This is a genomic window from Veillonella sp. CHU740 (assembly GCF_003992055.1).
GTDB lineage: Bacteria > Bacillota > Negativicutes > Veillonellales > Veillonellaceae > F0422.
On record NZ_RQVD01000001.1, the window covers coordinates 95,458 to 113,392 of the forward strand.

General features: G+C 41.0%; 3 protein-coding genes. 2 read left to right on the forward strand and 1 reads right to left on the reverse strand.

The features are described 5' to 3' along the window. Positions 1-535: 535 nt before the first annotated feature. The gene (locus tag EO115_RS00475) at positions 536-14,479 is read right to left on the reverse strand and encodes a YadA-like family protein (RefSeq protein ID WP_126937036.1); all 13,944 of its coding nucleotides are present in this window, start codon (positions 14,477-14,479) and stop codon (positions 536-538) included. Positions 14,480-15,367: 888 nt separating this feature from the next. On the opposite strand from EO115_RS00475, the gene EO115_RS00480 reads away from it, so the two are divergent. Both EO115_RS00480 and EO115_RS00485 read left to right on the forward strand, forming a co-directional pair. Next, on the forward strand, positions 15,368-17,350 hold the full coding sequence (locus tag EO115_RS00480) for a YadA-like family protein (protein ID WP_126937037.1): 1,983 nt from the start codon (positions 15,368-15,370) through the stop codon (positions 17,348-17,350). A gap of 73 nt (positions 17,351-17,423) precedes the next feature. Next, complete coding sequence (locus EO115_RS00485; protein ID WP_126937038.1) at positions 17,424-17,888, forward strand: hypothetical protein; 465 nt, start codon at positions 17,424-17,426, stop codon at positions 17,886-17,888. The last annotated feature ends 47 nt before the right edge of the window (positions 17,889-17,935 follow it).

Here is a 17,935-nt window from a genome sequence, read left to right on the forward strand (position 1 = left end):
CATAATCACACATATTGACTAGTATATTATACCTAATATATCGAAAATTATCAATACTTATTTTGATTGATTTATGCATTTTTTACAATAAATATAGGAGAGAACTGTTTACCCCCCCCTATTGTTATCACAACTTACACGTTTTGATAACACCTGCAAACGCTTTTTACACCTATTAAAATCAAGTACATAATTCCCACTGTATTTTATACATTTAAATTATATCTGTTATATAGATGTTTTTCAATGGGATAATTATCAAAAGTTTATGCAACTTAGTAATAATTAAACCTCTCTCACTTGAATAGCACGTTTTGTTAATTTTATGCAGTATTGTTTATTCATATTTTTCGATGTAGCTATTATGCACTACCTTCATGAAGATAAGATGAAGAACTATGAAATTATTTCAAAAAATGTTCAAATATATCACATTAATGGATTTTATATTGTATATACAAAGAGACACCCAGCCTTTCGACTGAGTGTCCATTTTTTTGTCATATCTTAAGGTATTCACCTCAAGTATGATGTATTATTTTTTTGCTTCCAGCATGGTTACACGTTCGATAAGCATTTTAATTTGTGCTTTCATTTCCTCATTCTCTGCATCTTTTTTAGCATTCTCCGCATCTTTGCGAGCATTTTCTGCTTTCAAAGCTGTAATTTCATCTTGCATTACATACACAGAAGAAATTGGGCCACCTTTGTAACGTTCTGGGATCATGCTGTCTTCGCCGCCGAATCGGTATGTCATACCTGCATTCACCATGTTTTCACCATTGCCTACGCTGACCCCTACGTTGAATAGAGTATCTTCATTAGCATAGTGTGCCACGCCGAGTGCCAATGCACTGTTACCTTTATAAGCGCCGTATCCAGCCATAACTTGGGATTTTTTAAGAGGATCATAACTCAATGGATTCATCGCTGCTAGTGCTGCTGCATGAGCCCCAGTTTGGTTCACCTGACGGCTCACCGCGCTGGCTACTGCCACCACTTGACCAAGGGTCGCCGCATCATCTACTGCTGTACCTGGTCCTACATGATGAATCGCATTGCCACCATTATCCAATCCATCTGCCGTTAAGCGTACAGCTGGTTTGTTTAATGCTTTCACTGGAGCAATAGTAACACCCGTACCATCCACTGTGGTAGTCGCTACTTGTACCGGCTTACCGTTGATATCCATGTAATGATCGTAGGACGTAGAACCGTCTTTCATTTTCACATCTTTTGCCAAGCGTACTGTCATGGTCGCTGGCGTTTTGTCTGTGCCCGCTGAAAGTTCTACACCAATGTTGTTATCTGTCATCGGCCCTTTCGCCCCGCCTTTAATCGCCAAGGTATCTCCTAATGCCACTGTAGTAGATGCTACACCAGTATCAGCTGCAAATACACGGCCTTTTTGTAATGTATCAGATACATCTTTCACTTGACCTTGCGTAGCTGCCTTACTACGATCTGCATCCGTTACTTTCGTTGGATCCCACTTCGTATTCGTCAAGCCAGATACTGTACCATCTTTAATCATCACAGTGGATGTTATCGTACCATTTGGTTGTTTTGTCGTTACCGTTACACCTTCAGGGGTTACCGCCGTATTAGTTTTATTAGCATCACCAGCTTGAATTGTGTTCGTGTTCACTGCATTGATCTTAGCATTTGGTGCTGTAATAGTACCCGTTGTCCCATCCACAGTGATTTGTTTATCACCTTGACCGAAGGTCACTTTATCGTCTAGTTTCGCTGTGAAAGTTTTCACTCGTGACGTTGCATCCGTGTCCGGTGTGACAGTAATACCATTGGTACCTACTACATTGACTAAACCGGTTACCACATCTTTACCAGCATTGGTCAAGTTACTCAAATCTTTTGTAGCAGAGTTACCCTGTAATTCTTGGATAGCTTGGGCATTCTTGCCAATGTTAGTAGCATTGGTTGTGATATTACCTGCGTTAGTAGCGATATCTCCTGCATTTTTGGCAATATTAGTTGCATTTGTAGCTATATTTTTTGTATTCGTAGCTATATTTTTTGTATTCGTAGCTATATTGCCAGCATTAGTTGCAATGTTAGTTGCATTTGTTTTGATATTTCCTGCGTTGGTAGCGATATCTCCTGCATTTTTAGCAATATTAGCTTTGTTAGTTGCTATGTTTCCTGCGTTAGTAGCGATGTTGCCTGCATTCGTAACAATGTCTGCTTTAGCTTTCGTCATATCCCCTTGTAAAGCAGTGATATTTCCTTCCGCTGTGGTTAATCGAGTATCGATACCTGCGATTCTATTGATTTCCGCTTTCGCTGCATCCGTCAAATCTACTGTGTATTCTCGTTCTCCTTTAGCATTTAGATCGCCACCTGTTACAGATACGCTACTGCCTGTAGCTGCTTTCACAGTCGTATCACGACCATTCACGGTATACGTTGTGACATTATCTTTCGTTTCTGTACTAATCGTTACATTGTTGCCAGCTGCTACCTTAACCGCTCCTTGCGCTGCATCGGTAATTACTTTTTTACCTGCTGTAGTCAAGTTACTCAAGTCTTGGTTTGCTGCATTGTCGATAGCGCTACGCGTATCACTGTCTAAACCAATATTTACTACGCCATCAACGTCTGTAGAAATAGCAATACCTTTTTTAGTCGCCACTCCATCTGTCGTCGCTGTTGGACTAGTTGCAGTAGTTGTGCCTCCTGTTGGATTTGTGCCATCTGCTGCTGGAGCTTTAGGTGCTACTGTACCAGTGCCCGCTACGAAGTTGAATCCATCTGCTAATTTAACAGAGTTTGCTGTTGCTTTTTCTGCATTATTCGCACGGTATTTGATGGATGCATCTAAGTTTTTAGCTACTACATTGCTATCACCGAAGTCTACGGTAGCTGGTTTTGCTGGTGTTGTCACGTCACCTGTCGCAGGATCAGATACAGCTGGTTTTGCTGGTTTCAACGTAATCGTTGCATCACCATTTTTGATCACTAAATCATCTGTACCATCACCAGCGATTTCCTTGATATTCGCAAGGTTTTCTGCCAATTTTACATCGAATCCATCTCCTGCAGCATTTTTCACCACATCGATGTTATTCTTAGCGCCTTCAGCACGAGCAAAGTTTTCTGCACCTTTCACTTTTAAAGTTTCACCCAAATTACGGTGTACTTTATCTGTGTCAGCAGTGTCTTTATTACCATAGAAGTCTAAGCCTTTTGTAGCTAAGGAGTTGTTTGCATTGTTGATACGGCTATCTAATTTAGAAATCGCATCGCCTACGGTTTTCGCTTCTTCAGTTGTATTGCTACCATCATCTTTAGTGATGTTGTAGGTAGGACCTGTAAAGGATCCGTCAGCGTTCACTTTAGAATCACCGCCCAGTGCTGTAGCTAGGTCAGATTTTACCGTGTGTAATTGACCACCGTTCACAGCTTCTTTGGAGTTAGCCGCTACTTTGCCATCTGCAATGTTAGATAATGTGGTAGGAGTTTTTGTATCTCCATTGCCATTCACCACACGTGCTTGAGGATTATCCAAAGCTTCTGGTGCTTTGCCATTGTTTTCATCAGTAGTTTTTACAGTACCATCAGCTTTTACTTCGTCAGCTTTGTAGTACTTGCCATCTTTTGCTTTTACAACACGGTTCCCAGCCTCATTAGTGTACACCACAGAACCAGCTTCTCCATTACGTAGAGCGTTTACTTTGTCATTTAATGTGGTATTGTTTAAACCATCTGCACCCGTTAAGCCTTTCGCTCCAGATACGCCATCTTTGCCATCACGGCCATTAGAGGCTGTATCGCCTACTTTAGCTAATTGGTCTTTTACAGCTTGCGATAATTCAACAGTAATCATATCACCTTTTGCTGTGGTTACAATGTTTGTATTATCCCCATTGACATGTAATGTACCCTTTGCTAAGGATAAGCCTACTTTTTCTGTATCTTGATCCTGTGCGTCTTTTGTCACATTACCAGCAAAGTTCAATGTCGCGTTATTCGTTAAAGTTTCACCTAACTTATTGATAGCCTTATCTACATATTGTTTATTCGTCGCATCGCCATCATTTTTAGCTTCTCCTACATTTGTGATGTTCATGTTACCAGCATTAATACCATCTTTACCGATAGTGACAGTTTTCGTTTCTCCTGTTGTAGCACCTGCTGCTGGAGCTTGCGTATTCGTAATTGTTACGCCATCAGCACCTAAGGTAATTTTGCTACCTAGTTTGTTATCTGCATCGGCATTTGTGATAGATGTGATATTTTTCAAATCACTAGCTAGTTTTACATTCAATGTAGTCGCATCGGTAGCATCTTTTTTCACAGTGATGTTATTTTGGCCGTGAATATTTAAAGTTTCTCCTAATTTACGAGCCACTTTATCTGCCGTCGCATCATCACCGATGAAGGTCATACCACCATCCACCAAGTTAGTAATTCTTGTACCTAAATTAGTAATCGCTGTATTCACATCAGCTTTATCTGCTGCATTGTCGATAGCGCTGCGTGTTTCACTGTCTAAACCGATATTTACCACGCCATCAACGTCTGTGGAAATGACGATACCTTTTTTAGAAGCTACAGAATCTGTAGTCGCGCTTGGACTTGCCGTACCTGCTTCTAGATTTTTTGGCGCTACTGTACCAGTACCTGCTACAAAGTTCAAACCTTTTTTCAGTTTTACTGTATTTGCAGCTGTATCTTCAGCATTATTCGCACGGTATGTAATAGAGGCATCTAAGTTTTTAGCCACTACATTGCTGTCGCTGAAATCTACTGTAGCTGGTTTTTCTGGTGTTGTTACATCGCCTGTTGTAGGATCGTTCACAGCTGGTTTTGCCGGCTTCAAGGTAATTGTTGCATCACCATTTTTGATCACCAAATCAGTTTTGCCATCCCCAGCGATTTCTTTGATGTTCGCAAGGTTTTCTGCCAATTTCACATCGAATCCATCGCCTGCAGTATTTTTCACTACATCAATATTGTTTGTAGCTGTTGCTTCACGTTTGAAGTTTTCTGCGCCTTTCACTTTTAAAGTTTCACCCAAATTACGGTGTACTTTATCTGTGTCTGCAGTGTCTTTATTTCCGTAGAAGTCTAAGCCTTTTGTAGATAACGTGGAATTTGCATTGTTGATACGGCTATCTAATTTAGAAATCGCATCGCCTACGGTTTTCGCTTCTTCGGTTGTGTTAGTACCGTCATCTTTTGTGATGTTGTACGTTGGACCTGTGAAAGATCCATCAGTATTGACTTTGGAATCACCTCCAAGGGCTGCAGCTAGGTCAGATTTCACCGTGTGTAATTGACCACCGTTCACAGCTTCTTTGGAGTTAGCTGCTACTTTGCCATCTGCAATGTTAGATAAGGTAGTTGCTGTTTTTGTATCTCCATTGCCATTCACCACACGTGCTTGTGGGGTCTCCAAAGCTTCTGGTGCTTTGCCATTATTTTCATCAGCAGTTTTTACAGTACCATCAGCTTTTACTTCATCAGCTTTATAGTATTTACCATCTTTTGCTTTTACAACTCGGTCCCCAGCTTCGTTAGTGTACACCACAGAACCAGCTTCGCCATTACGTAAAGCGTTTACTTTGTCATTTAATGTGGCATTGTTTAAACCATCTGCACCCGTTAAGCCTTTCGATCCAGATACGCCATCTTTGCCATCACGGCCATTAGAGGCTGTATCCCCAACTTTAGCCAATTGGTCTTTCACAGCTTGCGCCAATTCCACAGTAATCGTGTCACCTTTTGCTGTGGTTACAATGTTTGCATTATCCCCATTGACATGTAATGTGCCCTTTGCTAAGGATAAGCCTACTTTTTCTGTATCTTGATTCTGTGCGTCTTTTGTCACATTACCTGCAAAGTTTAGATTTGCATTATTAGTAACTGTTGTTTGTAGCTTAGTAATCTCATTATCTACATATTCTTTATTCGCTGCATCGCCATTCTCTGTTGCTTTCCCTACATTAGTGACTTTCATTCCACCAGCATTGATACCATCTTTGCTAATAGTTACAGTTTTTGTGTCCCCAGCTGCGCCATCTGCACCTGCTGCTGTATTAGCAATAGATACACCATCTGCGCCTAAGGTAATTTTGCTACCTGGTTTGCCATCTGCATCGGCATTTGTGATAGATGTGATATTTTTCAAATCACTAGCTAGTTTTACATTCAATGTAGTCGCATCGGTACCATCTTTTTTCACAGTAATGTTGTTTTGTCCGTGAATATTTAAAGTTTCTCCTAATTTACGAGCTACTTTATCTGCCGTCGCATCATCACCAATGAACGTCATACCACCATCTACCAAGTTAGTAATTCTAGTACCTAGATTCGTAATCGCTGTATTTTGACCTTGGTTGGCTGCATCCAATTTTTCGATAGCATCTTTCAATGTAGTTGCGTTTTCACTAGTACCGTCTGCTTTGCTAATACTGAAAGTTGGTCCTGCCACAGTTCCATTTGCAGCAATTGTTGTGCCACCGATAACCGTAGCCAAACCACCTACAGCTTTTAATTTACCTTTGGTAGCATCGGATAAATCTAAGGAATACTTACGTACTTTATCTGTACCTAGATCACCACCAGTAATGGCAAGGGCATCTCCTGTAACTGCTACTGTTGTATCAATTGCATTGACTTTGTAGATTGTTGTACCTTCTGTAGTTGTTGTATCTGTCGTTACCGTTGTGTTGATACCAGGTGCTACTTGTACAGCTGTTTTCGCTGCATCTTTCGCTAATTCTTTGAACTTTTCTTTACCAGCATCAGATAAATTGCTTAAGTTTTTATCGGCTGCATTGTCTACTTTACTACGAGTATCTTTATCTAAACCGAATGTAACTTTACCATTATCCTCTGCTGTAATCGCTAAACCAGATTTAGGACCTTCTGCAGTTGTGGTTGCATCGTTACTTGCTACGTAATTAAATCCATCTGCTAATTTTACGGATTTTGCATTTCCTGCTGCTTCATCGTTTGCACGATATTTAATAGACGCATCTAAGTTAGAAGCTACTAATTTCGTGTCTCCAAAATCGATACTGCCTTTGTTTCCATCTTTAGGCGCTTTTACTGTAACCTTAGTATCACCGTTTTTGATCACTAAGTCATGTGTACCATCCCCAGCAATTTCTTTGATATTACCAAGGTTTTCTGCCAATTTCACATCGAATCCATCACCTGCAATATTTTTCACTACATCGATGTTATTCTTAGTGCCTTCAGCACGGGTAAAGTTTTCTGCGCCTTTCACTTTTAAAGTTTCACCAAGGTTACGGTGTACTTTATCTGTGTCTGCAGTGTCTTTATTACCGTAGAAGTCTAAGCCTTTTGTAGATAACGTGGAATTTGCATTGTTGATACGAGTATCTAATTTAGAAATCGCATCACCTACATTTTTAACAGGTTCAGTCCCATTAGTACCATCATCTTTTGTGATGTTGTACGTAGGACCTGTAAAGGATCCGTCAGTATTCACTTTGGAATCACCGCCCAATGCTGTAGCTAGGTCAGATTTCACAGTGTGTAATTGACCACCATTCACAGCTTCTTTGGAGTTGGCTCCTACTTTGCCATCTGCAATGTTAGATAAGGTAGTTGCTGTTTTTGTATCTCCATTGCCATTCACCACACGTGCTTGAGGGTTGTCTACTGCTTGCGGTTCTTTGTTATTGTTTTCCGCTGCAGTTTTTACAGTACCGTCAGCTTTTACTTCGTCAGCTTTGTAGTACTTACCATCCTTAGCTTTTATAACTCGGTCCCCAGCTTCGTTAGTGTACACCACTGAACCAGCTTCGCCATTACGTAGAGCGTTTACTTTATCGTTTAATGTGGCATTGTTTAAACCATCTGCACCAGTTAAACCTTGTGCACCAGATGTACCATTTACACCATCACGGCCATTAGAGGCTGTATCGCCAACTTTAGCCAATTGGTCTTTCACAGCTTGTGCCAATTCAACAGTAATGGTATCACCTTTTGCTGTGGTAACAATGTTTGTATTATCGCCATTAACATGTAATGTGCCAGTAGCTAATGCTAAGCCTATTTTATCCGCAGCTTTATCTTGTGCGTCTTTTGTTACATTACCAGCAAAGTTTAGATTTGCATTGCCTGTAATTGTGCTATTTAGGTTAGTTAGTGCATTTTCTACATACTCTTTACTTGCTGCATTATCAAGAGTGGTACGTGTAGCTTTATCTAAACCGAATGTAACCTTGCCATTATCCTCTGCTGTAATCGCTAAACCAGATTTTGGGCCTTCTGCAGTTGTGGTTGCATCGTTACTTGCTACGTAATTAAATCCATCTGCTAATTTAACGGATTTCGCATTCGCTACTGCTTCATCATTGGCACGGTATTTGATGGATGCATCTAAGTTTTTCGCTACTACAGTGCTATCACCGAAATCCACTGTAGCTGGTTTAGCTGGTGTTGTTACGTCACCTGTCGCAGGATCAGTTACAGCTGGTTTTGCTGGTTTCAACGTGATCGTTGCATCACCATTTTTGATGACCAAATCAGTTTTACCATCCCCAGCGATTTCTTTCATGTTTGCTAGGTTTTCTGCTAATTTCACATCAAGAGCTTTATCATTTTTCACAACTTTAATGTTGTTCTCATTGGCTCCTCGTGTGAAGTTTTCTCCACCTTTGATCGTTAAGGTTTCTCCTAAATCACGGTGCACTTTACCAGTATCCGTTGTGTCGTCACCAGTGAAGTTCAACCCTTTTGTTGTGGCTGCTGTAGTCGCTGCTGTTGTAGCAGCTGTTCCAGCTTGGGTAATTTTGTTAGACAAATCATTGTAATTATTAGTAACTGTTGTTCCCAAATCTGTTACTTTACCTTCTAAGGTAGTTACTTTACCAGCAGTTTCAGAGATTTTTGTATTTTGCCCCGCATTAGTTGCATTTAATTTATCGATAGCATCTTTTAAGGTAGTTGCATTTTCACTAGTGCCATCTGCTTTTGTAATATTGAAAGTTGGTCCTGTTACTGTACCATTTGCAGCAATCGTTGTACCACCGATAACAGTAGCCAAACCACTTACAGCAGTTAATTTACCTTTGGTAGCATCGGATAAGTCTAATGTATAAGCACGAACTTTTGAAGTAGCATCTGGAGTGCCACCAGAGATTGCTAATGCATCTCCATTTACCGCTACCGTTGTGTCATTAGCATTCACTTTGTAAATTGTTGTACCTGCTGTAGTTGTTGTATCCGTAGTTACCGTTGTATTGATACCATCTGCTACTTTTACAGCTGTTTTCGCCGCATCTTTCGCTAATTCTTTTACTTTATCTTTGCCAGCATCAGATAAATTGCTTAAGTTTTTATCGGCAGCATTGTCTACTTTACTACGAGTATCTTTATCTAAGCCGAATGTAACTTTACCATTATCCTCTGCTGTAATCGCTAAACCAGATTTAGGACCTTCTGCAGTTGTGGTTGCATCGTTACTTACTACGTAATTAAATCCATCTGCTAATTTAACGGATTTCGCATTCGCTACTGCTTCATCATTGGCACGGTATTTGATGGATGCATCTAAGTTAGAAGCTACTAATTTTGTATCTCCAAAATCGATACTACCTGTGTTTCCATCTTTAGGAACTTTTACAGTAACCTTAGTGTCTCCATTTTTGATCACTAAGTCATGGGTACCATCACCAGCGATTTCTTTGATGTTCGCAAGGTTTTCTGCTAATTTCACATCAAGAGCTTTATCATTTTTCACAACTTTAATGTTGTTCTCATTGGCTCCTCGTGTGAAGTTTTCTCCACCTTTGATCGTTAAGGTTTCTCCTAAATCACGGTGCACTTTACCAGTATCCGTTGTGTCGTCACCAGTGAAGTTCAACCCTTTTGTTGTGGCGGCTGTTGTAGCTGCTGTTCCAGCTTGGGTAATTTTGTTAGATAGGTCATTGTAATTATTAGTAACTGTTGTTCCCAAATCTGTTACTTTACCTTCTAAGGTAGTTACTTTACCAGCCGTTTCAGAAATTTTTGAGTTTTGACCCGCATTAGTTGCATTTAACTTATCGATAGCATCTTTTAACGTGTTAGCTGTTTCAGTACCACCCTCTGCTTTTGTAATGTTGAAAGTTGGTCCTGTAACTGTACCATTTTCTGCAATTGTAGTACCACCAATGACAGTTGCCAAGTTGCCTACGGCTGCTAATTTGCCTTTTGTTGCATCAGACAAGCCCAATGTATAAGCACGGATTTTGGTAGTTGCATCTGGTGTACCGCCATCAATTGTAAGTTCAGTACCAGATACAGCCACTGTTGTATCGTTTGCATTTACTTTATACGTAGTGACTCCAGCGGTTGTGGTTGTATCTGTATCCACTGTTGTGTTGATACCATTGGCTACTTTCACAGCTTCTTTCGCAGCTGCTTTTGCTAATTCTGTTACTTTACCTTTACCATCATCAGATAAATTGCTTAAGTTTTTATCTACTGCATTGTCTACTTTGCTACGAGTAGCTTTATCTAGACCAAAGGTTACTAATCCATCGGCACCTGTTGTAATAGATAAACCAGACTTAGGACCATCAGTTGTTGCGTTTGTGTCTGTAGCTGCTGTGAAATTCAAGCCTTTTTTCAATTTCACTGTATTCGCAGCTGTATCTCCAACACCATTTGCACGGTATGTAATGTCCGCTTCTAAATTAGATGCCACAACTTTTGCATCGCCAAAGTTAACGGTACCATTGTCGCCAGTTTTGCCTGGTGTAATAGTCACTGTATTCGTGCCATTTTTGATAACTAAATTGTCTGAACCATTACCAGCGATTTCTTTCATACCAGATAACTTGTCAGATAATTTAACAAGCAACCCATTGGCCCCATTAGTACCATCTTTTTCAACACGAATGTTCGTATTCGCTGTGGTAGATGTGTAATTAGCGCCGCCTTTCACCGTTAACGTCGTGTCTAATGTACGAGCTACGCCAGCATTATCGTCGCCTGTGAAAGTAATTGCTTTGCCTTTGAAAGTATCAAAATCAGACTGGCTAACTTTTCCACCCACAGCAGTAGTAAGATTAGAAATCTGTGTCGTATGGGTATTCACTGTTGTATTGATACCATCTACTACAGATTTTTGCGCAATGTCCTTAATTACTACACGAGTGCTTTGGTCTTGGTTATTACCATTTTGTTGAACCAAAGATGCTTTGCCATCAGCACCAACTGTATACTCACCAGTTTTGATATGCATCTCTGCAGTTTTATCAATTTTATTATCAAGGGCAGTTTTCACGATGCCAGAAGTTACCAGTTTACCATCTTCACCAGTGGCTCCTACAGAGCTTGCAATATTAGGGGTAATGGTCACAGCACCGTTACTTAGATTCACCGTCAATGCTGTGCTATTTCCGCTCGTAATAGAAGTCACTACATCCTTAGCTTTAATAGTAACCGTACCATTACTGTTTTCGATGGCAATGTTATCACCTGCTTTTAAAGTAACAGCTTTTTTCGTCAAACCATTCACAGTTTGCGGTGTAGCCACTGCTGTAGCATTTCCATCTTGTGTACGCAATGTCCATTCATCAGATTTTTTTGCTACGTCCGTAATTTCAGCTGTTTCACCAGAAACATCTTCTCCTTTACCGTTTACGTAATTTAGAGTGATTGTACCATTAGCATCTGGTTTATAGGCAACATTTCCCGTTTTTGCTTTGATATGGCGCTCGTTGGATTCTAATGCTTTTAATTGTTTGATATTCGCCGCATCATAGTCATTCGTACCACTAGCTAAGCCGACAATTCGACGCAGTATAGTTCCTGTATCATTTTTATCATTACGTTTATTACCAATCGCAATGACACCATTACCGCTATTACTTACCGGTTCATTTGTCAAATAACCAGTCGTAGCTGTACCATCATCTGATGTGGTAGTAGAACCTTCACCAAGTGCTACGGAATGTTCTAACCCTGCACTTGCATTAGTTCCTATCGCTACTGCACTAGTTGCACTAGCTTGAGTGCCTGCACCCATAGCTACCGTATTGGCTGCACTTGCCGTAGTCTTTTTACCCTGAAAGTCTGCACCAATACTAATGGAACGATTTCCTGATGCTGTAACTTGATAACCAATACCTACTGCAGCCGCTTCTGATACAGTCGTATTGGAGCCAGCGCCAAAAGCTTGATTACCAGTTGTATTGACTAAGTAACCAATAGCCGTAGAACCACCACCACTGGCTGTGCTGCCATTACCAAACGCATTATCATTTTCTTTAGTTGCCTTTGACCCATTACCGATAGCAATTGTAGTGACCTCTTCTGCCATCGCTCCAGTACCTAGTGCAATGGCATTATTTTTCTTAGCTTTTGCACCTTTACCAATCGCTGTTGTAGAGATTGCATTACCCTCTGCAGATGTACCAATAGCAATGGCATCTACATTTCCTGCTAACGCTTCTTTACCAATCGCAGTGGCTGCTACATTATTACTTTGTGCTTGTGTACCAATCGCAATCGAACTTTCAGATGCAGCAATTACTTTTTTAGTAGTCTCATCACTAGAACCGATAGCAATGGCATTTTTACCTTTCGCTCTTACATCATAACCAATGGCTGTAGAGTATTGTGCGGCTTTTTCAGTTTCATTATTCGCCCCAATGGAAACAGATTGATTACCTTTTGTTGTAGAGTTATTACCAATCAGAGTGCTTCCTTCAGCACTTTCATTAGCAGTTAAATTCATACCTATAGCCATTGTATTATTTTTTTCAACGCTAATATTAGTACCCATTGCGATAGATGAATTACCCTTAGCCCTTGCACCAGAACCAATAGCTATAGCTTTCTCATGAGTCGCTTCTGTATTCGTGTTACCATTATTGTTACCAATACTAATAGCCCGATCTCCTGAAGCTGTAACTTTATAGCCAATGCCCACTGCAGCTGCTTTTGATACGGTGGTATTAGAGCCAGCGCCAAAGGCTTGGTTACCAGATGTATTTACTAAATAACCAATGGCCGTAGAACCACCACCACTTGCTGTTGAGGCATGACCAAAGACGCTGTCATTCTCAGCTTGAGCACGTGTTGAAGTCCCCACAGCAAGAGCATCCTTCGCTTGCGCTTGTGCATCATTACCAACAGCAACGCCATTTTCACCACCGGAAGTAGCGGTTTTTCCTATAGCTAAGGAATTTGCTTTTTCTGCAGTCGCACCTTCACCAATGGCAGTGGAACTAACTTCCGACGCCTCTGCTTCTTTACCTATAGCAATAGCATTGCCTTTTGATGCTTCAGAGCCTTTACCGATGGCTATTGCATTTACTTCGGTTGCTTTGGCACCAGAACCTACGGCTGTAGCATCTCCTTTTGATGCTGTAGCACCTTTACCAAGAGCCGTAGCATTAACCTCTGATGCTGTTGCTCCAGAGCCTAAGGCAGTTGCATCAGTTTTTTGAGCTTTTGCTGCCTTACCTACAGCTGTAGCACCTTCTGCAGTAGCTGCGGCACTTGAACCTGCTGCAAAAGTATCTTTCGCAGAAGCTGATGTATTGGTACCAATAGCTGCTGCATTTTCTGCAGATGCAGATGCCTTGTTACCTAAAGCAGAAGAACTTTTACCAGATGCGATTGCGTTATATCCAATGGCAGTAGCTTTTTCAGCTGTGGCTTGGGTACGTTCTGTATTATCATCAAAGCTATTACCATTACCACCACCGATAGCTACGGCATTTGTTGCTGTAGCTGCTGCATTACGACCTAAAGCTGTAGCATTACCACCTGTTGCGAGAGCACGCAAGCCCACAGACATATCGCCCCAGTTATTATAGGCATTAATCTTGCTGTCACTATCTTTATTAATATCATTACCTGGTACACCTACTGTATATACATCAGCACCGGCTAGGGACTGCCAACCGATAGCAATGGCACCTTTACCATACCCACGGGAACTAACGCCTAATGTAGTAGCTCCTTCTTTCAAAGCACGAGCTTGTTCACCAATGCCAATACCATGCAGTGCAGCTTTTGATTTAAAACCAATACCAACACCATAGTCACCTGTCACTTCTGTATTACGCCCGACAGCCACACCAAACGAATTATCTGCAGTGGCATTCATCCCGACTGCTAATGCTGAATTACCCACTGCACGAGCTTTATTACCTATGGCAATACTAGGATCTACAGTCGAGCCAGCATCGCCTGGAACTTGCGTTCCTTTAGAATAGCTATATGTGCCAATTGCTATTGAGCTATCTGTAAAAGCATTCGCTTTATATCCTATCGCTGTGGCATAATAAGAACCTATTTGACCACCGTCGAAGGCTCCCGCCTGTACCTCAACAACGGCTGTCTCCGATCCCACAGCCATAGCCGCCAAGATACTTGCTACGACGATTTTCTTTTTCCCTGAGTGATTTTTTGCCATTTCAGAAACAACGATATAGCATTGTTTTGATTTGCTCCAAATAACTTTAAAGATCTTATTCATTATGTTTTTAGCTCCTATTCACACGTTCTAACTACGTTCCACTATATACAGCACCCTATGCTACTACATGCTTTCACCCTTGAAAGTCCTACTACGACCAGAGCAAATCTTACTCACTATCTCTCGTCCGCCTACTATTGAATGCTTATGTATGTTATTATGCTTTCTTTCACTATCCTACGTAATCCTATAAATAAACATTCACTGCACTTACGACATAACTTATAACCTCCTATACCTTTCATACGTATTGAGTCGGAACAAACGACAAATAGACCTCATTCTATTCTTGATAAAATGACGTCACATAATCACGATTATATACCTAATTGGTGATTTTTACAATTTGAAAAATTTCAACCTATTTTTAAACCAAAAACAAGTCGAAATTATATCAAATTTAGGAACCACTAATATGTTTCCTAGGGTACATATTTACTAATTAATAATTGTTCTAGATTCTACAAAGTAGTGCTTTCATTATATCAAATCTATACATTCACATGCAATTATATTGTTACTTTTTTCACACTTTAAACGTACCTTCTGATCATTTTTATAATTATGAATCATTCTACATCAACAAAGTAGCAATCCTACCAACTATTCTAGCTCGTTTACAATAGGGTAGCTACACCTTCACCTGTGAAAGGATATCCTACTATCCCCTTACCTCAAGCATAACAAGTAGACTTTCTTTCAAACTAGAAACTAAAACGTTCTATAGAATCCCCCAATTATATGATATACTGTACACATACACATGCACGCATGCACGCAAATAGCATGGTACCCTAACTCATCATCAGATATTCGCAAAAGGGGGTGCGTATATCCAACGTTTTCTGTATCCATCATAAGTCAGTAAGAAAAAGAAACGGGAGAGATATGATGAAAGAAATATCTACTGAGAAACAAATGATTCGCAAACACTATTCCATGAGAGCTACTATGGCAGCTACTGCCCTATTAGCATCCACTATGCTATTCTTTCCCTGGAGCCAAGCCCAAGCAACTGGATCAGCTAAAGACATAGAATTACATGGTGCGACGGGCGTCCTGTACGATGCTATGGCTGAAAACACAAGCACGAATATTACGGTAGGCCCTAAAGCCACCGTCATGATGGGTGGCGGCAAGCAAGAAGGGATCTTATCCTTTGGAGAAACTTTCAGTGGCAGAGATATTAAAAATGAAGTGGAAATCTTAAAAAATCTACCAGCCGGTATAGCTGTGGGGGCTAATACCTATGCTCGCACGGGTTCTATTGAAATTGGGGACCATACACTAGAAAAGAACGATATTAAGATTGGCGATAGCTCTGCAAACAATCTCAAACAGTTTGGCGTAGCCTCTACTACGGTAGGCACCAACTCCTATACAGGTGGCGGTTTTACCACTACCTTGGGGAGCTATAATGTGCAGTCTAGTCCGTTCAATGCCAATGGATTCTTTGATACCCTGTCGAATGCGACAAAAAATGCCTTCGCCACTGTGGTGGGATCATTGAACTCCAATGAATCTATGTCTAGTCGTTCTTCTACTTCTGGCGTTGCCAATGTGATCACTGGTACAGCCAACTCTGTGAAAAATAGTAATGGTGCCATCACTATGGGAGCTGGAAACCGCATCGAAAATTCCATCGGCGATTTCAGCGCCTCTGCGTATAATACTAAATATGCCTCTGTGAAAGACATGCAAACTGCGCTACAAGAAGGGGTTGCGAAAAGCGCGGGCGGCGCAACCTTAGCCATCGGTGGCGCTAATACAGCCGATTATACTTCACATACACAAATTATCGGGGTTGGTAACACCGTAACAGGTACTAAATCTATGCCAAGCAAGTACAACATGGTAAATGGTTACAAAAACACTGTAACCAATGCCAGCCATCTATCTGTGATTGGTGCGGAAAACACAGTCACTGATACTACGTCCTCCATCTTATTTGGGGACCATCGGACCTTGACCACCGCTAATGAAAGTGTCCTCATCGGTGGCGCTGCCAAAGACATGACTACCAATGTGGCACGAGCGACTGCTATCGGTTTTGACTCAAATGTAACCACTGCAGGTGGTGTTGCTATCGGTAGTCAATCTGTGAGCAACACAGCCGCAGGTGCAGCAGGCTATGACCCAGCTACGAAAATGGCTTCAAAACTGACAGACCACACATGGGTATCTACTTTAGGTGCTGTGTCCGTAGGCGATACAGACAAACAACTTACTCGCCAAATCACTGGCGTAGCCGCTGGCACTCAAGATACAGATGCAGTCAATGTGGCACAGCTAAAAGCGGTAGCGGCAAACAGTCAAGATGGTAACGATACCTTGGTGACTTCTACCACTGGCTTGCAACTACAGGATAAAACATTGTCTTTGACCGTAACAGATACAGCAGGCCATTCTGTAACTGGCACCGTAGACTTATCTTCTATCGCTACCAATCCTGAGGCTTTCAAACGTATAGAATCCTCTGTAGATCGTCTAGGCGGTCGTGTTGATTCTATGGGAGCTAGCGCTGCTGCCCTTGCGGCTTTGCATCCGCAAGATTACAACAGCGAAGATAAATGGGATATCTCCGCTGGGTATGGAAATTATCACGGTTCTCACGCCCTGGCACTAGGTGCATTCTATCGACCAAACGAAAAAACTATGGTTTCTTTCAGTACCAATCTAGGTGGCAGCGAACGTCTATTTAACGCCGGCCTTAGCCTTAAGTTCGGTGAAAGTAACCCCTATGCGACATACAGCAAATCTCAGCTAGTTACATTAGTACAACAACAAGAACAAATCGCGCAACAACAAGCCGACATGCAACAAGTACAAGAACAGTTGCGTCGTATCATGGAGCGATTGGAGATTAAATAAGCTATATAGTATCTATAGCGACACTAGTGCATCAAACCGGCTCTGTATATCTAAAAAAAGGAGAATTTATTTTATGAAAGTATTTCGAGTTCTAGCCTTGTTAATTAGCACACTACTATTAACTTTTAGTATTTCCCTTGCATCCAGTATATACCCTCCGTATTTAAACGGCGATACAAATCTAAAACTAATTGACGGACATATGGGAACTGGCTATTATTATGACAGTACCTCTGTAGTTAACATGTTATATAATCCACCTTATTACCAAATTGCTGTTAATGTTGCTGTAGTCCCAGATGCCCATAAAGGTAATACTGCAATTTCTAGAGTCATCCCACTCAGATTTTATTACAATATCGACAAACCAGAAATCTTATTATTAAATAATAATACAGGCTATCCAATTACATATCTCCATCCTGATCAACCACTATCCATTAGCCGCGTAAGATTACCAGCTGCAGAAAAGGCATTTTATCAAATCTACAACCTACGATTCTTCGATAGTTTCTCAAATGAGTTCTATTGGAGATAAAATAATAACAGAGGAACATCGGCATTACTACCGATGTTCCTCTGTTT